This window comes from Candidatus Bathyarchaeota archaeon, from assembly GCA_026014745.1.
Taxonomy (GTDB): domain Archaea; phylum Thermoproteota; class Bathyarchaeia; order Bathyarchaeales; family Bathycorpusculaceae; genus Bathycorpusculum.
Genome location: JAOZHS010000002.1, coordinates 752,814 through 774,252, shown reverse-complemented (window position 1 = coordinate 774,252; position 21,439 = coordinate 752,814). Strand labels below are relative to the sequence as shown.

Here is a 21,439-nt window from a genome sequence, read left to right as displayed (position 1 = left end):
CTTTGCTTGCTTTGACATTATTGGCATCAATTGCAGCTTCAGTCGTTTTCATGCCTTCAGCTAGTGCAGCCTACCAGAACAGGTACGCAGATATGGTCTACGTTTCAGTTGCTCCTAACACAATCGGTGTGGGTCAAAACGTCATCATCGCTTTCTGGTGTGACAAGCTCCCACCCACTGCTATAGGCGACTATGGTGACCGCTTCTACTTCGACGTTAACGTCATAAAGCCAGATGGCACAAACGAAACAATCTCAAACATCGAATCTGACCCCGTCGGCGCAGCATTCACATACTTTACACCAGAAGCAACTGGCGAATATATCATCCAAGCTATCATGCGGGAGCACGTCATTGACGGTGGCGCCAGCAGAGGCGCAATGTCCCCCGGTGGTGTTGGTTGGTGGCCTTCAGGTTCTCCACCCAATCCCAACAACATTCCAGCTGGATGGTCTCCAGTCGGTGTAGTCTTTGAAAAGGGCGTAAGCGAAACTGTAACCCTTACCGTCACAGAAGAACAAGTAGCACGCTACAATGAAACTCCTCTTCCAAACGACTATTGGACACGACCAGTCTACGACGCTAACAGAGGTTGGAGTAAATACACGATGGGTCAATGGCTCGGCGCAAGTGAACTTAACCAATACGGCAACAACGGTAGATATGACCCCTACAGCATAGGTCCCGCTAGTTCACACGTTCTGTGGACTCGACAATACTTTAACGGTGGTCTTGCAGGCGGTGTCTCAACTGTTAACACTTCTAGCGCTGACAACTCTTACTACAGCGGCCAATCATACGAACAATTTGGCGGTCCATCAATTGTTCTAAACGGTAAAGTCTACTACACAGTCAACACTAACCCACGTGAAGGCTTCTACTGCGTTGATCTCTACACTGGTGAAACAATCTACTTCCGCAACACCACAGGTCCAGTTACAGGTGCAGGCGGCATGTTCTCAAGCACAGGCAACATACCCTACGGCGCACCCGCATTCGGACAAGTATACACCTATGACTCTCCTAACCAACACGGCACTCTTGGCTACTACTGGGTAACCAGTACTGGAAAATCTAACACATGGGATATGTATGATGACTTTAGCGGTAGCTACATCTGCAGCATAAACAACACAGGAAGTGGTACCTCTGCAGTAGGAACTGACGGAAGCATACTCAGATACAACATTGTCAATCTGGGAACTTCATCAGCACCTAATTGGTATCTACAATGCTGGAATACTTCACAAGCAATCATGTGGCCTAACTATGTTATACATGACAGTGGGTCAGGCAGCAACGTCAACTGGATGTGGCGACCTGAACTTAACCGAACCTACGATGGCAAGTACGGCTACTCAACAAACGTCAGCTTACCTAACTTCCCGCTAAAAAGCGGTATTAGCTTACGGCAAGTTATTCCTGACGATAAAATAATAATCATCTATGCAGGCTCTAATAACGGCACTGTTAGCGTTCCCGGAACTGTTGTCATAGTAAGTCTCAAAGTAGGCGAAGTGGGCGCAATAATCAAGAACTATAACTTCACTGCTCCCCCAACAGCTGGCGACTCATACGGTCAACAAGAGCAATACAGCAGCAAAAACACAGCCTTCGGTGGTGTAAACGATCAAGCAGGCATATTCTGGTACTATGACCCGATGACTCTACGCTACTTTATCTATGACCTCAACACAGGTAGCCAACTTTGGACTGCACCCAAAGCGGAACAGTTCCAATTCTATGGTGGTTACACTGGTATCTGCTACAATAACATGTTCATTGACTGCGGTGGCTACAGTGGTGTCGTTCGCGCATTCGACGCTAAGACTGGCGATTTCCTTTGGAACTGGACAGCTCCAATGGTCGGACTAGACGAAACCTCCTATCAGTATACACCAACATCCTACGGCTTCCTTTCAGGCGACGGTTTACTCTACCTCTACTCCAGCGAACACTCTGTCAACAACCCAATTCGACGTGACGCTATGATTTGGTGTGTCAACGTAACCAGCGGACAACAAGTCTGGGGTCTAACAGGCTGGCCAACAACAGCTCCAATCTTAGCAGACGGACGATTACTATACGTTGACTGTCATGATATGCAACTCTACTGCTTCGGTAAAGGACCCAGCGCAACTACAGTTTCAGCTCCACAGATCGTTCCAACATTAGGAAATAGCGTAACCCTAACCGGCACTGTCACAGACCAAACACAATACGGCAGACAAACCTCCACTGGCAGTCTTGACTTCTCACTTAAGGGCACTCCAGCAATTGCAGATGCATGCATGGATGCTTGGATGGAATACATGTTCCACCAGCGACCACAACCAACAGACGCATACGGTGTCGACGTAACATTACACGCAATCGACCCCAACGGCAACTGGATCAACATAGGCACAACAACAAGCGACATGTACGGCAACTATGGCCTCGCATACCAACCCGAAGTTCCAGGTACCTACCAAATCGTTGCAGAATTCGCAGGCACAAACTCCTACGGACCCTCAGCATCATCAACCTACCTAACAGTAGGCGATGGACCCGCATCAACTCCAGCTCCAACAGAGGCACCCCAATCTATGGCTGATATGTATTTCATTCCAGCAATAGTCGGTGTCATAATCGCTGTTGTCTTAGTCGGTGCAGTTCTAGCAATGATAATGCTCCGGAAACACCCATAGGCAGACAAGCCAAAAATAAACATCCTCTCTTTTCTTTTTTTGTTTAAATTCTGATGAGCAATAAAATTAAAATAAAAAATGATTTTTTAAAAAACAAAATGGAGTTAAAAAAGAAAATTAAGGTTTTTCTTTTTTACGAAGTGCCTCAGGTACATAGGCGCATGCGCCGTCTTCACCGTAGATGTCGCCAGTATAGGCGTAGGCTCTGTTTCGGCATCCCCCGCAAAGCTCGCGGTATTCGCAGACTCCACATTTGCCCTTAAGCAAGTTTCTGTTTTGGAAGCTTCGATAGTACGCTGATTTTTGGACTTCATCCCACGCTTTAGTTAGGCCTTTTTGTCGAATGTTTCCTAGCATCATGGGTTCCGAGGGGCGGAGGTCGGTGTAGAAGCAGGGTATTAGGTCGCCGTTTTCTGTTACGCTGAGATATCCGCCAAATGCAAAATAGGTGCATTTTCCGTGGTATTTGTGTTCGTACCATTCGTCAAAGTTGGAGATATTGCGTTGCTTGACCACCCGTGCATAGTGAGGACAGTGAACGTGGATTTCGAATTTGCCCTCATATTTCTCTGTTAAATCCCAGATGTGGTTTAATGTCCATTCTAACTGTTCAGGCGTTGGGGATAGGTCTTGGGTTTCTTTTGCTCTGCCGCTTGGAACCAAATGGTTGTACCACACAAAGTTGGCATGATACTTTTCAGCTAATTCTGCGACGTGGTCTAAATGTTGATAGTTGATTTTTGTGATTGCTGCGGCTAGACCGTTGAGGATTTTGCCTTCGGATAATTTTTTGATGGCCGCTAGGGCTTTCTGGTATGAGCCTTTTCCACGTAGTTTGTCATTTATTTCTTCAGGGCCATCAATGCTAACAGACGTCCAAACCTGATATTTCACCAAATTATCGTAGATGGCGCCATCAACAAAGCAGCCGTTAGTTAAGAGGCATACATTTAACCCCAAGCTTTTGGCGTATTTCACGATTTCAAAGATGTCTGGTCGCATCAATGGTTCGCCACCTTTGATTCCGAACCATCTAACGCCGAAATTGTGCACCTCATCCACTAATTTCATAGCTTCTTGGGTTGTTAATTCTCTCTCGGCATGTTTTCCGGTGGCATCGACGTTGCAGTATGCGCAACGAGCGTTGCAGGCGCCGGTTGACCGCCAAGAAGTCATAAGTAAAGGACCTTTCTTTGCCATCTCAAAACCCCCATTCTCCAAGAGATTCCCATTTTTTTCTTTCTTTACCCTATATTTCTCGGACTACAAAAAGATTATGCGTTAAATATTGTTTACGGTTTTTTTTAGGCGGCGGCAGAATGTTGTTGTTCTTCGGTTTGAATTTGTGCCTCTGGTAGGAACGGGTGAATTTGCCCCTTTGTCCAAAGCAGAGAAGCAAATAAGTTAAGTGGCCACCTGCAAAATGACCTATACAAATATGTGTCTGCTTTTTCAATACCTCTTATTTTTCGGAAATTCTCTGTAACCTCAAACAGATCATCAAAATTCTCAATAGCCACCAAAGCCCTAACATCATATGGTCCAATCAATCTGATTGCCACAATCAAGTTTGGTATTCTAAAGATTTTATCAACTATTTGTTGCATCTTGCTTCGGTTGGAAACCTTGATAAAAACGTGTGCCAAAGCTAAATAGCCGATTTTATTCAAATCAATAGATATTGTTGCTTTGGTCAACACTTTTCCTCTAAGCCGGTTATACCTGTAAATCACGTTTTTAGGCGAAATGCCCAGTTGCTTGGCGATTTCTCGGAAGGGCTTTCGAGCGTTCTGTGCGAGTAACGCTGTAATTTGTCTGTCTGTCTCGTCTAAATTTTCGGTGTTTTGGTTAACTTCAAGTGGCTTTAGGCCTGTTTGAGCTTGTTTTAGTGGTTTAATTATTAAGTTCTCGGGGTGATCCATGTTTATTGGTTCTGCCCAGATGAGGCTGTCTATAATGAGAACTTTTGGGTTGGTCTCAATTTCTGCGAGGATGCTTGATAGTTTTTCCGTGTCGGTAAGTACTATGAATGCATGAACGTTGTATCTTCCAAAGTTGCCTGAGGCACCGCAGATGTAGGGTTTGCTGTTGAGGAATTGTACAACTTCCTGCTCATTTTCTACAGTGGTTATAATTCCTAAGTCAACAATACATTTGAAACCTAAACTGTAGGGATTAACCAGCATGATTTCATCATTTATCACGCCGATTTTTTTGAGGCGTTCATGGCGTCTTTTTACGGCGGTGACTGATAAGTTGCAGTTTTTAGCTATTGCTGTATAGCTGGTCCTAGAGTCTTTAAGGAGCGTTTGTAAAATTTTCGCATCGATTTCGTCGAGTTTGTTTGTTTTTTGCATTGTGGTGCCTGTTGTCTTTGGTCATCTGTTTTGTTGACATAAATGGTTTTCCCTAGTTCACTCAAAGTTATTGATTGCACCTTTATTGGTATATATAGAAAAGTAAAGTTTGACAGCTGCTTCTATAGGCGTACGAATCTCTTGAAATTTGACGAAAGCCACGTCAACTTTATCCGCCACAGCAACTGATGCAACGCATTCTCCACCATGATTTGACTATAAATCGTGCGTTTGACTGCGTGCCGAAGAATATAGGCTGGCGAGTAGAGTTGGTTGTAAAAGATTTCTCGAGCTTTGTTTATCTGGTCGAAAGGTATGTCGGGGTTGTCAAAGCTGGCGGTTTGCATCTCGTAGGTGTTCCAGTCCTGCGACATCTTCCACCCCAAATCTGAAACGACCTCTCGAAGCTGGGTGCTTGGGAACGGCGTCGCCAAAAACAGGTAAAGGTCATCGGGCTGGGTTCGTCTGATGAACTCCATAGTTTCCATCAGCGTTTCTTGGGTTTCACCCGGATAACCCAACGCCAAAGACACCGTAACTGACAATCCCGCCTCCTTAGACCACCGAATAGCGTCTGCGCTTTGTTTGACGGTGGTTCCTTTGTGCATGGCGCGCAGAATTTGTTGGCTTCCAGATTCTATGCCGAAATTAATGCATTGGCAATTAGCTGCCTTCATTTGTGCTAAAAGTTCTGGCGAAACTAAATCCACGCGGGTTTGGCAATCCCATGGCAACTTGACACGGCGGGCAGCAATCTCTTCGCAGATGCCTATAGCATGTCGCTTATCGTAAGTGAAGACCTCGTCAGTGAATGTGACGTAGTCTGCATGGTAGTTTGCTTTAACGTATTGCATTTCGTCGACTATGCTTTTTGGGCTGCGAACTCGATTGGTGTTGCCTGCCATGGTTGGGATGGTGCAGAAACTGCATTGGCTGGTGCAGCCTCGGCTGGTTTGCATGGGGATACCGATTTTCATGAACAAGCGGTATTTGATTAGGGGGAACAGTTGCCATGCGGGGTACGGTAAGTTGTCGAGGTTTTGGATGCAGGCGCGGCTTTTGGTGTGGGTTACTTGACCGTTTTTGGCAAAAGATATTCCTGCAATGCCGTCTGGGTCACTGGCGTTTGGGTTAGCTGCGTAGCGTGCCAGTTCCAGTATGGTTTGTTCGCCCTCTCCTTTGACGACGAAGTCCACTTCGGGGTGCTGCAGAAGGAACTGGTCCTCTGCGATGGATACATGGGGGCCGCCTATGACCGTTAGGGTTTTGGGGTTGGCTTGTTTGGCGATTTGGGCGACTTGGAGTGCCGAGTTAAAAGTGGCAGATACTGCGGTTATGCCTACAAGGTCGGGTTGGAAGCTCCCAATTATTTGTGTGATGTGGCTAAACGTTTGATGCAGCGCTGGGGCGTCGATCACTTGGACTTCATGTCCCTCTTTTTGTAGAACAGCCGCTAAGTAGGCAAGACCGATGGTGGGGCTTTGGTAATCTACAAATGCCCAGCGCGACGCAGGAGGCGGACTAATCAACAAGGCTCTTATTTTGCGTGAATTTGTCATGTTTCCCGCCTCCCTTTTTTGTATACTTTTAACCGCGAATTAATTAAGCCTATCCCACTCAGTTTGAATGATGTTGGATTAGTTAGGGTTTTATGCAAGCATGGGCGGATACTCTTGAGCTGGATAAGCTACATGCAACAGCATCATCAAAGCCAAGACAGTGGGATGCCAATAGGTGTTGCTGGGCACATCCTGACTAATCGCCCATCCCCCATCAATAAACTGCGCTGCAAGAACGTTCTGCACAAACTCATCACTTATCAAATCGCCTTGGCCTGCTTCATATAGAAACGCGGCTGCCTCCAGTTGTATGTCATTGACTTTTGACCCGTCACCTATCAAAGCAGCGGTATCTCTGTAGAGCGTTTCTTTGAAGTCTGCTGGGAGCTGAAGGTCACAATTGTTTTCTTCCAGCCAAATAACCGCCAATAAAGCATGCGTCAACAGATAACCTCCACTGTTTTCGGTTGATTTCTGCGCGAAATAAAAGCCATCGTCTCGAGCATTTGTGAGCCTTTCAAGGTAGTCGTCTGGTAGTTCCATGACGTCTGAGTAGAGGGCGGGGACAGTGACGCGGTCCAGTTGGTCGGTTACTGCCTTGAAGTCGTCTGGGTAGACTTGGTTGTTGTGGTCAGCGATTCTGCGGAATACGCGGTTGATTGGTTCATGGTTTGAGTCAAGGATCTGGTCAAAGCGTTGTAGGGACGTGTTGAATTCGGTTATGCCGAATTGGCGATAGAGTACGTTTTGCATTAAGAGTCCCGTGGGGTCTTGGGTTTGTTCGAGGAAGTTAACGGCGTTGGTTATGGCGTTTTGCAATGTCGGGTCGATGGTGCTGTTGGCTGGGGCTTGGGCGCTGGTTTGGGGGGTAGTTTGTGGGGTGGGCTGCGAGTTATCGTTAATGCTTAGTTGATTCTGTAGAAGCGAAACCGCCAATATACTGCATACTATGACTACAACATAGAGGGCTATTAGCGGTTTTTTCATGCAAGATGATTTGGAGTTGAATCACATATAAGCGTTAATCGACACCACTGCACCCAGCCGACTACGTCTTTGCCGGTTACTGCTGCGTTTCCGCCAAACTCGCCGAAATATGGTAACACAGTTAACTTTATTATCAAACAAACTCATGCTATTGAGTACACGTTGACATGAGTGAGGGGAAAATTCCATTGATTCTATTAATGACCACCATTCCACCAACTGATTCGCCTTGGGGTGTGCCAGCCAGACTCCCCCCATTAGGATTATCCTACGTTGCCGGCGCATTGGAGAAAGCCGGTTTTGAAGTCCAAATGCTTGACAACTATCAACTCCGCTCAACCATAGAGTTTGTCAAGACCGAAGTCGCAAAACGCAAACCCGACATAGTCGGCATAACCTGCGGCTCCGTAACTTACCGTCGCGCCGTAGAAATGGCTAAAGTCATCAAAGAAGTCTCTCCTTCAACTAAAGTTGTGTTCGGCGGTTGGCATGCATCCTATCTGCCCGATTCTGCTCTGGAAAACCCAGAGGTTGACTACGCCGTGATGGGCGAAGGCGAACGCGCCATGATCGAGTTAGCCACCCAAATAACCAAAGGCGCAGACCAGAAAACCATCGCGCAAATCCCCGGCGTCGCCTGCCGACTCAACGGCAAAATCTCCAAAACCCCACCCAAACTAATCGAGGATTTAGACACAATTCCCTATCCAGCGCGTCATCTGTTGGATATGAATTTCTATGACCGCCACCTCGGATACCTAAAAGCCCAACCCGCAGATGTCATGCATGTTATGCGTGGCTGCCCCTATGATTGTAGTTACTGTGAAACCAAGGAACTCTGGGGCATGAAGTGCCGCGCTTTTAGCCCTGAGAGGGTGATTGGCGAACTCAAATATATGAAAGAGAAATTCGGCTCCAAAGGCATCTACTTCATTGACGATAACTTTACGATTAACAAGCAACGCACAATTGAACTCTGCCACCAGATACGCGAAAACAACCTCGACATTGAATGGGCTTGTGACACACGCGTTGATTTGCTCTCTGAAGATTTACTCAAAGAAATGTATGCTGCGGGTTGTAGAACCATCTTCTTTGGTATCCAATCTGGTGTTCCGCGTATTTTAGAAAAGCTCAACACTCACACGACCCCCGAAAAGATTGAAGCAGCCTTCAAAATGGTTCGCAAAGCGAAAATAAACATCGCTGCCTCGTTCATGCTGGGAATCCCCGGCGAAACCTTGGCAGATATGGAGGCTACTTACAAGTTTGCCAAGAAGCTTGGTCCCGACTGGTGTACCTTCTATGTGTTCATCGCCTGTCCAACCAGTAAGCTCTATGATGAGGTTTTGGAGAAGCACCTCTATGACCGCATGGATGACTTTTTGGCTTTCGTAAAAACTGACCAATTCAACTATGAAGACGTCGTCGCAATTCAGCAACGTTACCAACGCGGGTTTAACACGGCGCCCAAGACGCTTCTGCGTAGAATCCGACGGGATGGGTTAGTTCCCTTCATAAAGTCCGTGATGAGGATGCGTTAAAACGGCTGAGTTTAAAATCTCCCTCGCAAAGAAAAAACTCAAAGTTGCCTTAGTTATCCCGCCGTCTTTTGACATACGCAAACTCTGGTGCCCCAACCTCCCCATCGGGCTTGCTTATTTGGCTTCGGTTATCGAGAAGAGTGGGCATGAACTCAAAGTCTTCGATTGCCTCGCGCTCGGTTTGAATCATGAAGCTTTGGGCAAAGAGTTCGCCAGCTACCAACCCGACGTAGTCGGCATAACCTCAGTGACGCCTACTATTGGGTCTGCTTATTTGATGGCACGAGTCACCAAACAAAACGTACCCAACTGCACCGTAATTTTAGGTGGACCTCACGCGACTTTTCTTGACAAAGAAGTCCTGACCGAGGAACCCGCGATAGACATCGTTGTGCGCGGTGAAGGCGAAATCACCATAATGGAGCTGCTTCAAAAACTCGGCGGCGACCTCAGCAGCGTACAAGGCATATCTTATCGCCAAAACGGCAAACTCATCCAAACCCCCGACCGCCCCTTCATACAGAACCTCGACGACTTGCCCTATCCCGCTTACCAGTACTTCGCCCTCAAACAGTACCGTTTCTTTGGTCGTACCATTCTGCCAATTTTGACTAGCCGCGGATGCCCCTTCCAATGCAGCTACTGTGTGTCTTCGAGGATGGCGGGTAAACCTTTCCGCGCCCGAGACCCCATCAAAGTCGTAGACGAATTAGAATGGCTAAAAAGCAACCATGACGCTGGCGCAGGAGCTTTTAGCTTCTACGATGACGCTTTCACTTACGACCTAGACCGTGCCATGCAAATCTGCGACGAAATGGTCCGCCGAAAAATCAATGTACCTTGGGATTGCCAAACCCGCGTAGACCGCATCAGCAGAGAAGTCCTTGAAAAAATGAAAGCCGCTGACTGCCAACTCATCAGCTTCGGCGCTGAGTCAGGTTGCCAAAAAATCCTTGACTCCGTCCACAAAAAAACAACTGTGGAACTAAATGAGAAAGCCGTCAAAATGGCTAAAAAAGTCGGGTTATCCGTTGCCATGTCGGTTATTATTGGGTACCCTGGCGAAACTAAAGAGTCTCTGAAGCAGACTTTTGATTTTATTCATCGCGCTGACCCAGATTACGTTTACCTCTGTCTAGCAACACCCTACCCTGGTACGCATATGATGAGTTACCTTGAAGAGTTGGGTTGGAAAGTCTCCAAAGATTGGAGTAAATTTGACCTTCAAACACCGGTTTTTGAGAACCCCATACTTGGCGAGTTCGATTTGGTTAAGAACCGTCGTGAATTCTACAATCGCTTCTACTCTTGGCGCTACATCGCCAAAGAATACATGCGGGGCACCTTCTATAGTAAAAATATGGGTCGAACAGCCTTAAACGACAAGATTTGGCGCACCCCCTCACTTCGTTGGGCATTTACGAATTTGGCGAAGTTAAGAGGCCGAGGCAAAGAGCAAACCTAAGCAGCTTAGTTTAGTGTCTGTTTTTGTGCGCTTCGAAGCAGAGTGCGGCTAGCTGTAACATCTAAGACTGTGCCTTTGCGTAATGCTTCAACTAATTCGGTGAAGCCGTCCACATCAACCTGTTCAATGTAGCCCTCCAGAACCGTAGTAAGGGCGGTTCTTTCTTTCTCAGCTTGGGCGTCGCCTAAAACCTGTCCCAACAAGAAATCGTCAAGCAAAACATAGCCCTCAACTGCATCTTTAAGGGCAGTGTAGCTGGCTTGGGTTTCCTTGTCGTAGTTTTCTGTGGCAAGCGTCGATAGGTTAGCATGCAACGTTTTCATCAGCGCTCGACATTCTTGGGCTGCAACTTGGGGCTGCTGGTTCTTGACTGCGAGTGTTAGGTTGTGGAAATCTAGGTTTCCAACAGCGTCCCTTGCGCCTATCACCTTGAAAAATTTGCAATGCTCTATACTATCCTTTACTATTTGCCAGTTCACCACTCCATGCAGAGCCCCCAAAATATCAAACAGGGGGTCTATGGTTTGGGTGAATGAGTCAAAGATTGGGTTTAAATCGACTTTTGGTTTAAGCATGCTTTTGGGTCTTTGTAGTGGTTGTTGGGTTTGTTGGATTTGCACCAATGGCCCCTGCGTAGTCATAACTTGTGGTTGCGGTGTAGGCGCAGATGGCGGTTTTGGGGGTGTTTGTTTTTTGCGTTTAGTAACCCAATAGGTGGATACGCCTGCAACTGTACCCACAAAGCCGACTAAGGGAATATACACGTAGGGTTGGCTTGCAAAGTTATCGTCGTTGAGGTTTAGGGTGCTGTTCCACAGGTAGGTTCTACCGTAGAGTCCTTGAATGTCAACCTGGGGGTCATCATAGACAATGTCTAGGTTTAGACCGTACTTGTCAATTAGGGCATTCATGTTATTCCAGATTTGTGTCGACTGGTTATCGGCAGGCCAGAATCCCCAAATCTTATCATGAGGTGCCCGTAGTCCCCAGCCATAATTATTTGGCAACACAAAGGCGACTTGCCCACTGTACATACCTTGCCTTTCTGGAGATGCATGGATGTTGTCCCAGAATTGTTTCATAGCGTTAAACTGCTCATCAGTAAAGAAGCATTTCCCATCAACTACATAGTTAAAGATGATGACGTATTTTGCTCCCGCCTCATAAGCCATAGTCATGTCATTGAGCAGGGTTGTTCCGTCTTCGGGGGTGATTGGATTATAACTGGCAAACGTGATTATCGCGCCCCAATCTTTGTGTTGAGCGTTAGCGGCGCCTCGGCACAGCGCGATTTGTTCTATTTTTCTGTTTTGTTCGTGTAATTCTCCTATTTCAGTAAAAACGGTGCCGAATCCTGCTTTGTAGTCAAACCAGAAAAGTGCGTAGTCTGAAGTGAAGACGGGAATTGTGTGCGTTAGATTGTATCGATAAGTGGTGTTTGTGAGGACTTGCATGCTTCCGCTGCGGGCGATGTTGGATGTGAAGATTCTGGCGACGTCATCGTAGGTTGTGGCGTTGCGATAGATTGTGATGGGGGTGCCTGCGAATGTGGCGTTGTTTTTGTTCCAGTAGCCACAGTCGATTTGTTTTCCTCCTGGTTCATCATAGAGGTAGGCGCCTAAGAATTTGTCGCCATAGCGGTCATTTGCTTCGTTTAGCCAGTCTCGATGCCACGGCGACATATCGTAGTCATCCCAAGTGGTAGAATTATAGCGACTTCCAATGCTGCCAGTGTAGTTTTGAAAAATAAAATTGAAGTAAACGATGACGTGCATGTTGGCGGCTGTGGCATAATCACAGATTTCTGTTAGCCCAGACGCGTTTGGTCCACCATTTATGGTCCATGACGCAACCACAAAAAGGTTCATGTACGATTTTACTTGGTCGATTAGTTGTTTTGCTTCTTCCACTGTGGTTCCGCCAAATGTTATGCCCACATAACAGTTCGGGCTATTGGCTGCGGAGGCATTTCCAATAAAAACCGACGTTAACAATGTTAACGTTATCAATATGACGAAAACCCACAGTTTTGTCATGCAAACCATTCTAGCCAACATTTCTTAAACTTATAAAATCATTGGTAAATCGAGTATACAAAGCTAAATTTCTGGTTGAGCAATTTCGCAAACATGCGGCTGTCCAACGGCTGTGGCGTAGGCATCTTCTCCTTTAGGGTTGATGTTGTTTTTCCTTTTTGTACCTGCCCAAAAAAGGTTAATGCAATTGCAAAAACCTTATAGGAAATAGCTAGACACGTTTTTGAGGATGAAGCCCTCCACAAAACAGTTAGCCGCTGTGTTATTTGCAGTTATTTTAGTCGCCAGTTTGGCAGTTCTCTTCTTTGAAACCCGCGGCGCCACTCCTGCAAGTCCTATACGTGTGGCATGTGTTGGTGACAGCATAACATCTGACACCGAGTACACGGAGATCCTGTCGGAGATGCTTGGAGATGGCTATCGTGTAATGAATTTCGGGGTCGGTCGAACCACTGTGTCGCTTCAAGCTGACAAGCCCTACCTAAATCAGACTGAGTTACTTTATGTTGCTGAGCGGTTTAACCCCGATATTGTGGTGATTATGCTTGGGACAAATGATGCCTTCTTTTGTCAGGAACGCCGCTGCAACTTCGTCGATGACTATAAACTGTTAATTTCTAATTTCCAATCCCTTTCCTCCCACCCCAAAATCTACATTGTCATTCCACCACCCGCTTTTAACAACACCATAGGTCTTCCCCCTGAAGTCTTGGATAATGAGATAATACCGCTAATCAACCAAACTGCAATCGACCTAAACTTGCCAACAATCGATGTGCATACTCCGTTGCTTAATAGTCCAAACGACTTCGAAGATGGTGTTCACCCAAACGTTAACGGTTCAGAAGTTATAGCAACTGAAATTTACAACGCCATAACTTAGGCTTGCCTGCATACGGGGCGTTGAAGCTTTTTTTGCTAAAGCATATTAACGCAAATTCAATTAGGGTGTGAGTTGAGAAGGTGTAGCATGGAAAACCTCAACCCGCCTAAAAGTCGTGTCTACAATTTTGACTTGATTCGGGCGGTAGCCATTGTAGGGGTTATTCTGCTTCATTCTACAGGTCAATGGATAATAAGCAGCCAAGAACTCCATGCGTTGTCTCCGCTGGGAATCACCACTTGGGCCGTCGCGGATATTTATCAAACTTTAGGCGTGCTTGGGGTTCCGCTGTTTTTGATGGTAACTGGCGCGCTTTTACTTCAACCCGGAAAAGAAAAAGAAAGTCTTAGGGTCTTCTTTAAGAAACGATGGGCCCGCATAGGATTGCCCTTCCTCTTTTGGGCTGCCATCTATTTTGTCTGGACCTTCGCAGTCATAGGCATACCCTTCTCTTTTGGCGCCATCCTGCAAGGGCTACTCAATGGTCCATACACCCAGTTCTGGTACATCTACGTCCTTTTTGGTCTCTACATTTTGACGCCGCTCTTGCGAGCGCTTTTGGCGAACGCAGATCGGACGCTTGTAAAATACTTCATAGCCATATGGGTTGTGGGCGTGGCTATTTTGCCTATTTTCGGTTTAATAGGGCCCTACCTGTTGAGCCCCAACGTTTTCGTGATAGGCGGGTTTGTGGGCTACTTTGTTTTAGGAATCTTCCTCACTTCGGTGAATATGCGTCGTTCAACTATTGGGCTTTTGATGCTTCTGGGAATAGCCTTGACTGCGATTGGCACCTACGTGCTGGCTGCAACAAACGGCACAGACATGTACTTCTTCCAAGAATACATCAGCCCCACTGTCATTCTAACGTCGGTGATGTTGTTTTTACTATTACTTACCCTCAAATCACCTTCGCCTCAACAAGAATTCGGTCTCTCCCGACGTGACAAGCTAATTAAAGCCATTAGCGATAACACTTTAGGCATATACTTCCTGCACGTGATAATTTTAGAGTCCATCCAGAACGGTTACTTCGGATTCGCGCTCAACCGAAACACACTCAATCCCATCATTGAGGTTCCTTTGATGACGGTGATTGTTCTGTTTGTTTCTTTGGGAATAGTTATCTTACTCAAAAAGATACCATACTTGGATAAACTGATTGGTTGAGTTTTGTATGAACAAGACTGGAAAAATCTTGGTCGCCTGTTTAGTGGTCCTATTCGTGTCATCAGGGATAGTGGCGTTTATTGTTTTGTCTACCCCCAACCAGCCCTCATCAAATGAAATCCGCATTGCTTGCATCGGCGACAGCCTAACCCAATCCTCAGGTTACACCTATGACCTTTGGCAGATGCTGGGCGGCAATGCACCCTACACAATCGGCAACTCCACTATAACCCCCTCAAGCTACGATAGCGCCGTGAACAATGGCACAATTTATCCAGTCGGCAACTTCGGCGTTGGCTCAACAACGGTTCTGCTTAACACCGACACCCCCTACATGAACACAAGCACATTCCACGATGATGCTTTGGAGTATGCGCCCGACATGGTGTTCATTATGCTGGGAACCAACGATGCCCAACCAAACCTAGAGATTTATAATGCAAGCTTTGTAGGCGACTACGTAACGCTGATAGATGCCTTCAAAGCCCTTCCAAGCAACCCCAAAATATGGGTAATGCTGCCTCCTCCAGTGTTAGAGGTGCAAACCGGACATGGCAGAATCGACCCTCAATATCTCGAGCAAACAATAATCCCCAGCATCCTACAAGCCGCTGAGGAAGCCGATGTGCCAACCATAAATTTGTTTACTCTTTTTGAAGGTCACCCCGAATATTACCGCGACGGAGTCCACCTAAATGAAGCAGGTGCACAAGTAGTCGCAGCCCAAGTTTACAATGTAGTGGTCTCAAACTCGGCTACGTAGAAAGCTTAACACTTTTCGGGGGTGCTTTGCGGCACTCAACATTTTGCCCCAAGTGACCGTGGAGTTAACTTGGTTAGCCCGCTTGCAAAGCTCAATGAGTTCCTCGGCGGTGAAGTTTGGGGTTTCAATGAGCGGTTCTGATGCTGCTAATGCCTCGTCGCTAAAGCAGGCACGTAAGTAGCCGCCTTTGGATGCTTGCTCATAGAGTTCAGTGCCATACACAGGCATGGCAATACTGAAATGGAAACTCTCCGCACCCAACTTACGCAACTTGTAGGCGTAGGCGATTGTTTGCTCAATGTCTTCTTTTGTCTCGCCAATAAGCCCCAAAACAAAAAAGAGCCCCACATGAATGTCTGCTTGCCGCGCCCAAACAATTGCCTGCTCTACATCGGTGAGTTTGAGGTTCTTTTTAATGATTGTATCCACCACGCGTTGCACGCCAGATTCCGGGGCGAGACGGATTTTTTTGCATCCCGAAGCCTTCATCTTTTGCAAAAGCTCAGGCGTGAGGGTATCAGCGCGGACACCGTTAGGCGTGAACCATTCAATGTTGAATTTGCGTTCTATGATGAGGTCGCAGATGGCTTCCATGCGTTTGTTGTCAAGGCAGATGTTTTCGTCGCTAAAATCTATCTGTTCCACATTGTAGGTGTCTTTGAGTTGTTGGATTTCTTCGGCGACGTTTGCTGGGCTCCTGCCTCGCCATTGTTTGCCCATTAGGGTGTGGACGGTGCAGAATACGCAGTTGAAGGGGCATCCGCGGCTGGTTATCATGGTAGTCCAGTGCTTGCCGATTTCGCCTCGAAGCTGGTTCTCTTTGACCGCAGCGAAGTATTCATCCATGGGTAGCAGATGCCTCGCTGGCATCGGGAGTGTGTCGAGGTTTTGGATGACTGGTCGAGGCGCATTGATGATGGGTTGACCGTTTTGGTTGTAGCCTATGCCTCTGATTGCTTTGCGGTCCACTTCGCCATCCTTTTCTAGGCTGTTAACTAACTCCTGTGCGGTGAGTTCGGGTTCGCCGATGATAACGTAATCTGCGTTTGCGTGGCTTAGACAATCATTGGGGCGCGCCGACGGATGCAGCCCACTCAGAACCGTGACGACGTTTTCGTTTGTTTCTTTGGCTAAGGCTGCCATTTCATATGCGGGTTTGCACCAGCCCGAGAATGGGATTGTGATGTCTACCACGTCGGGGTTGAAGTGTTTGAGGCGCTGCTGGATTTCCTCGTTTTTTAGCCCTTGGCGGTACTTGTTGCCGTCGACTTCTTGAAGGGTTTTCCAGCCTTCGTTGGCGGCGTCGATAATTTGGACTTCATGCTCCTGTTCTAGGACGGCTGCGATGTAGGCTAAATCTAGGGGTTGAAGAATGCTGGGTTTTCCCCAGAGTTTAGGTTGCATACGCGGTGGGTTTATGAGGCAAACACGCATGAAGTCACACAGGCTGCAGAGTTGATGTTCTAGAGCAGTTGTGAGATTAATAAATTACTGCAAACACGGGTTTTAGCCTTAGACTTCGCTTTGTTGCTGTGGGTGGCGGTTTAACGTAAGGTTTATACCCCAACAACTTCATAAACTGTTTTTGTGGGCAAGAGCACGCACTCACATGCGATATTGTACCTCTTGGGGGCACCGTCGATTAATAAAAACCGTAAAACCGTATCCATATTAATTCTAATCCTTGTGGTGTCAGCAGTTTCTGCTGCCCTCTCACTCCAACCCATCCCAAACACTGCAAACGCGCAGGTCACCGCAACCTCCTCTGGCGGCAACCTCAACCAATACGAGTGGCCCCAATTCCAAGCTGACTCCTCCTTTTCACGCTTCTCCAGCGGACCCGCCCCCGCAACCTCCAACGTGCTGTGGAAAACCAACATAACCAGCATCGGACCCTACCTTGTCGCGTTTAACGGCATGATTTATGTCTGCACCAGCCACAGCGTCGTCGCCGTAAATCAAGCAGGCGAAATCGTTTGGCAAAAAGACATAGCCATGGTCGGCACCTGGCCTGTTGCCTACAAAATTGACTCTTCCCACATGGTTGTGGAGGGCACCTGCCTAAACCCCAACACGGGAGACATAATTTGGACCAGCGACGAATTCACCGCTGACACGGGTCCTCTCTTTATTGCTAACGTGTATAGTCCTGAAGAGAAACTGTTCTACACCAAAATCGGCGCTTACATCTACGCATGGGACTTCTCTAACCCCTCGGCGCCGCCCACAGTAGAGTGGAAAACCTTCGTGCCCGGAGGCGGAAGCACCGGTTCAGGCGTAACCTACGGTGGTGGGCTCATCTTCCCTGGCTCTTTTGATAATCATCAGATGGCCTTAGACGCCAAAACAGGCGATGTGGTCTGGGATACCCTTACTAAGGGTCCGATGATTTTTAGCGGCTCCTACTATGAGGGTCGATTTCTGCGAGGCGGAACCGACGATAACACGCTTTATTGCTTTAACGCCACCAACGGCGATATCCTTTGGACTTATCGTCCTGAGAGTGACGGCTACTTCTGCGTTGGCACCGCAGTTGGCTACGGCAACGTCTATGCCCTAAACAAGGATGGCTGCCTATACGCTTTTGACGTCGAAACTGGCAGCTTGGTCTGGAAGTACACTGGTCCGGGTCCTTTGATGTTTCCAGGGGCTCCCACGGTTGCCGACGGCAAAGTCTACGCTACCACTGGACAAAATGCTTACTATAACGATGAGGTCGGCTATTCTGAATATGCTTGTCTTGATGCCCAGACAGGCGATGTGATTTGGCGGCTCCCCATGGAAGCTTTAGGTCCCAAAGAATCCGCCATAGTCGCCTACGGTAACCTCTACATAATCCCCGGCGAAGTCACCACCGCGGTGGACACTATCTCGGGTAACGAGTACTCTACTGCTAATCAGCTTTGGGCAATGGGAACCGACCCTGTGCCTGTGAGTAACTGGTCTATGTGGGGCAGCGACACAACCCATTCCTCAACTGCGCCTATGGGACCAAACAACCTGACGCTTTCTTGGAAGTTCGAGACAGGCGGCTCCATAATTTCTTCCCCCACTATCGTTGACGGCGTCGTCTACTTTGGCTCCCAAGACAAAAATGTCTACGCCGTGGGTGCATGGAGCGGCGATTTACTTTGGAGCTTCGCCACAAACGCTCCCATTCAATCTTCCATGGCTGTGGCTAACGGCAAAGTTTACACCGGCGGAGACGACGGCAACGTCTACTGCTTAGACGCTTATTCAGGGAATATGCTTTGGAAAACCTTTGTGAATGGCAAACAAGAAGCCACCTACGCCACCATCGTGATGACCTCTTCGCCCACAGTGTCAGGCGGCATGGTCTACATAGGGTCTCTGGATGGTAACCTCTACGCTTTAAACGCTGATACTGGCAAGGTGGTTTGGAAAGTCGCGACCGTTGGTCCAATCGGGTGTTCTCCCGCCGTTTCGGATGGCGCGGTCTTTTTCACTGCGGAGGGTCCCACAACTGGTGTCCTCTACAAGCTTAACGCGCAGTCTGGCTCCACCATTTGGACTCAAGATATCCCCTACCAGCCCGTTTTCATCGGCGGAACCGAACTTTTGGGTTCTCCCTCGGTGGCAGACGGGAAAGTCTTTGTGCCCACCAACACCATCACCTACTACGCCCTAAACGAAGACACAGGTGACGTATTGTGGAACTTCACTAACAAAGACGCTGGCGAATTCATCTACAACTCCCCCATCTACGTCGACGGTCACGTTATCATAATTGACAAATTCAACATTGCTTATCTTAACGCTGACACTGGCGAAGTGGTCTGGAGCTTCTACACTGGCGACGAACTCTACGTTGCCCCAACCTACGCCGATGGCAAAGTTTATGATGTTACCAGCCAACGCCACGTATTCGTGCTTGACGCAACTAACGAAGGCGCCAAACTAGATACAGCCTATATGCCCAGCAGCAGCTGGTCCTCACCCACGATAGCTAACAATATGCTCTACATCGGCTGCAACGACTGGAACCTCTATGCCTTCCGAGAAAACATCACTACAAGCGAAGGTCAAACCTCAACTCCGACTCCCACACCCGGCGGCATCGACATATCGGTGACGCCTGCAACTTGGGTCCTTGTAGCTACGGTTGCCATAATCATCGCGGTGGTTCTTGCAGTTAGTTACTTTGTTCGTGAAAGAAACAAAACCCGCCTCAACAGAAAACTGTAAGGATGCAAAACGTTATTAGCCATCGGCTGAGACGAGGAGATGGAAGTGACTCTTTGCCCGCGGACTTAGCCCTCCTAAACGCCAACATCCACACCCTAAACCCCAACCAACCCCACGCCCAAGCCGTAGCAATACAGCAAAACAGCATCCTCAAAGTCGGCTCCAACCAAGAAATCGAGGCACTAATCAGCAAAGACACCAAAGTTCTGCGCCTCGAAGGCAAAACCGTTGTCCCGGGCTTAATTGATACTCATATTCATGTAGCGGATTTTGGGCGATGCCTACTCTGGCTTGACCTCACAGGTGCCGTTTCGGTGGCTGATGTGCAGCGGTTGCTGCGTGAGAAGGCTGCTCGGATGCCTGTGGGCGGCTGGATAATTGGACGCGGCTGGAACGACGCACGCCTCTGCGAACACCGCTACCTTACCGCAGTCGACTTGGATGTGGCAGTTCCAGATAACCCTGTGATTCTTTATCATGAAGCCGCTTTTGTCTGCGTCGCCAACTCCCAAGCCCTAACGCAGGCTCATGTGACCAAACAAACCCCCACCCCAACTGGAGGAACCATCGACAGGGACTCAGCGGGTGAGTTGACTGGGGTTTTTCGGGACAGCGCCACCAACCTCATCTGGCAAGCCGTCACCGAACCCACCCCAGACGAACTCGCCGACGCCACCTCGGTAGCCCTCCGAGAGGTCCTAAAGGCGGGGTTGACCAGCGTGGACTGGATAATCCTCTCCGAAGTCGAACTCACACTCATCAAGCGACTCGAGTCGGAAGGCAAGCTGCCCCTAAGGGTTAACGTGATTGTCCCCGAAACCTGCCTAAAACAAGCCCCGACCTTCCACACAAAAAACCCCCTAAGGATGCGCCTCGGCGGCGTCATACTCTTCTCTGATGGTTACTTGGACTCCAAAACCGCCGCCCTCGCGGAGCCCTACAGCGACGAGCCAAGCAACAGCGGCAAACTCTACTACAACCCCCAAACCCTGCAGAACTCGGTTGAGGCGGTCTTGGCGGCGGGGCTGCAACCGGTCATCCACGCAATGGGCGACAAAGCCATCGACATCACCCTATCCGTAATCGAGGCAACCGCAAAGCAGCGCAACATTCGATTCCGCATCGAACAAGCCGCCCTCCTAAACCCAACTCTTCTTAACCGCCTAAAAGCGCAAAACGCCGTGGTAACCATCCAGCCTAAAGTAGTCACAACCGAATTCGCCGTCTGGTCAGCTTCCGAACACCTTGGCAAAGCACGTGCAAGCTGGCTACACCCCCTAAAAACCCTCCTCGAGGCGGGCGTGAAGGTTGCTGGCGGCTCAGATTGCCCCATGGAGCCCCTCAGCCCCCTGCTGGGCATGCAGGAACTCGTGGAACGCCCAAGCTCAGCGGAGCAGCAGCTAAGTCCCTTGGAGGCGTTGCGGCTCTACACGTTGGATGCAGCCTACGCTTCAGGCGAGGAAACCCAAAAAGGCTCCATCGAAGAGGGCAAACTGGCTGATTTAACCGTGCTCTCCTCTGACCCCCTAACCGCCGAGACCAACAAAATCAAAGATATCAAAGTCGAGATGGTCATCGTAGACGGCGAAATCATGAATGTCTCTTAACCTGCCCTGATAGCGGCGGAATGTATTGCGCTGGCAATTGCTAATCATCGCTTTCTCTGCTGTTTATCGAACCTATTTGGCGTCTATTTGGATCCTATTAGTGGTTCTATGCAGAAACCTAAGAGGGGTAGGTCACTATTGGCACAAAACAAGCCCAAACGTATGTTGGAAT

Annotated in this window: 15 protein-coding genes; 8 read left to right on the top strand and 7 right to left on the bottom strand. The window is 48.2% G+C overall.

Features of this window, described 5'->3' with window-relative positions:
- The first annotated feature begins 20 nt into the window (after positions 1-20).
- Complete coding sequence (locus NWE92_10635; protein ID MCW4030086.1) at positions 21-2,690, top strand: hypothetical protein; 2,670 nt, start codon at positions 21-23, stop codon at positions 2,688-2,690.
- Positions 2,691-2,807: 117 nt separating this feature from the next.
- Here the strand turns inward: NWE92_10635 and NWE92_10630 are convergent, their stop codons facing one another.
- The 5 genes from NWE92_10630 to NWE92_10610 form a co-directional block, all read right to left on the bottom strand.
- Positions 2,808-3,890, bottom strand: coding sequence for a radical SAM protein (locus NWE92_10630; GenBank protein ID MCW4030085.1), 1,083 nt, complete (start codon positions 3,888-3,890; stop codon positions 2,808-2,810).
- A 104-nt stretch (positions 3,891-3,994) separates the two neighbouring features.
- Complete coding sequence (locus tag NWE92_10625) at positions 3,995-5,047, bottom strand: AsnC family transcriptional regulator (GenBank protein MCW4030084.1); 1,053 nt, start codon at positions 5,045-5,047, stop codon at positions 3,995-3,997.
- Positions 5,048-5,169: 122 nt separating this feature from the next.
- Positions 5,170-6,606, bottom strand: coding sequence for a B12-binding domain-containing radical SAM protein (locus NWE92_10620; protein ID MCW4030083.1), 1,437 nt, complete (start codon positions 6,604-6,606; stop codon positions 5,170-5,172).
- Positions 6,607-6,696: 90 nt separating this feature from the next.
- The gene (locus NWE92_10615; protein MCW4030082.1) at positions 6,697-7,593 is read right to left on the bottom strand and encodes a hypothetical protein; all 897 of its coding nucleotides are present in this window, start codon (positions 7,591-7,593) and stop codon (positions 6,697-6,699) included.
- Positions 7,590-7,730, bottom strand: coding sequence for a hypothetical protein (locus tag NWE92_10610; GenBank protein ID MCW4030081.1), 141 nt, complete (start codon positions 7,728-7,730; stop codon positions 7,590-7,592). The genes NWE92_10615 and NWE92_10610 overlap by 4 nt, the downstream gene beginning before the upstream one ends.
- A gap of 30 nt (positions 7,731-7,760) precedes the next feature.
- Between NWE92_10610 and NWE92_10605 the strand changes: the two genes are divergently transcribed.
- Entirely contained in the window at positions 7,761-9,137 is a 1,377-nt protein-coding gene (locus tag NWE92_10605; GenBank protein ID MCW4030080.1) for a B12-binding domain-containing radical SAM protein, read from the top strand.
- A gap of 103 nt (positions 9,138-9,240) precedes the next feature.
- A complete protein-coding gene (locus NWE92_10600) occupies positions 9,241-10,602 on the top strand; it encodes a B12-binding domain-containing radical SAM protein (GenBank protein ID MCW4030079.1) in 1,362 nt (453 codons plus the stop codon).
- Between the two features lie 5 nt (positions 10,603-10,607).
- On the opposite strand, the gene NWE92_10595 is transcribed toward NWE92_10600, so the two are convergent.
- Complete coding sequence (locus NWE92_10595) at positions 10,608-12,638, bottom strand: hypothetical protein (protein ID MCW4030078.1); 2,031 nt, start codon at positions 12,636-12,638, stop codon at positions 10,608-10,610.
- Between the two features lie 229 nt (positions 12,639-12,867).
- Here NWE92_10595 and NWE92_10590 point away from each other — a divergent pair, with 229 nt between their 5' ends.
- From NWE92_10590 to NWE92_10580, 3 genes are all read left to right on the top strand, one after another.
- Entirely contained in the window at positions 12,868-13,521 is a 654-nt protein-coding gene (locus NWE92_10590) for a GDSL-type esterase/lipase family protein (GenBank protein MCW4030077.1), read from the top strand.
- A gap of 87 nt (positions 13,522-13,608) precedes the next feature.
- Entirely contained in the window at positions 13,609-14,691 is a 1,083-nt protein-coding gene (locus tag NWE92_10585) for an acyltransferase family protein (GenBank protein ID MCW4030076.1), read from the top strand.
- A gap of 7 nt (positions 14,692-14,698) precedes the next feature.
- Positions 14,699-15,454, top strand: a complete 756-nt coding sequence (locus NWE92_10580) for a GDSL-type esterase/lipase family protein (protein ID MCW4030075.1) — start codon at positions 14,699-14,701, stop codon at positions 15,452-15,454.
- Here NWE92_10580 and NWE92_10575 read toward each other — a convergent pair.
- Positions 15,437-16,858: a B12-binding domain-containing radical SAM protein gene (locus NWE92_10575; GenBank protein MCW4030074.1), complete on the bottom strand. Its 1,422-nt coding sequence runs from the start codon at positions 16,856-16,858 to the stop codon at positions 15,437-15,439. The genes NWE92_10580 and NWE92_10575 overlap by 18 nt on opposite strands.
- A 285-nt stretch (positions 16,859-17,143) precedes the next feature.
- On the opposite strand from NWE92_10575, the gene NWE92_10570 reads away from it, so the two are divergent.
- Both NWE92_10570 and NWE92_10565 read left to right on the top strand, forming a co-directional pair.
- The gene (locus NWE92_10570) at positions 17,144-19,660 is read left to right on the top strand and encodes a PQQ-binding-like beta-propeller repeat protein (GenBank protein ID MCW4030073.1); all 2,517 of its coding nucleotides are present in this window, start codon (positions 17,144-17,146) and stop codon (positions 19,658-19,660) included.
- A 2-nt stretch (positions 19,661-19,662) separates the two neighbouring features.
- Positions 19,663-21,267 carry an amidohydrolase gene (locus NWE92_10565; GenBank protein ID MCW4030072.1) on the top strand — a complete coding sequence of 535 codons (1,605 nt, stop codon included), beginning with the start codon at positions 19,663-19,665 and terminating at the stop codon, positions 21,265-21,267.
- Positions 21,268-21,439 lie beyond the last annotated feature (172 nt).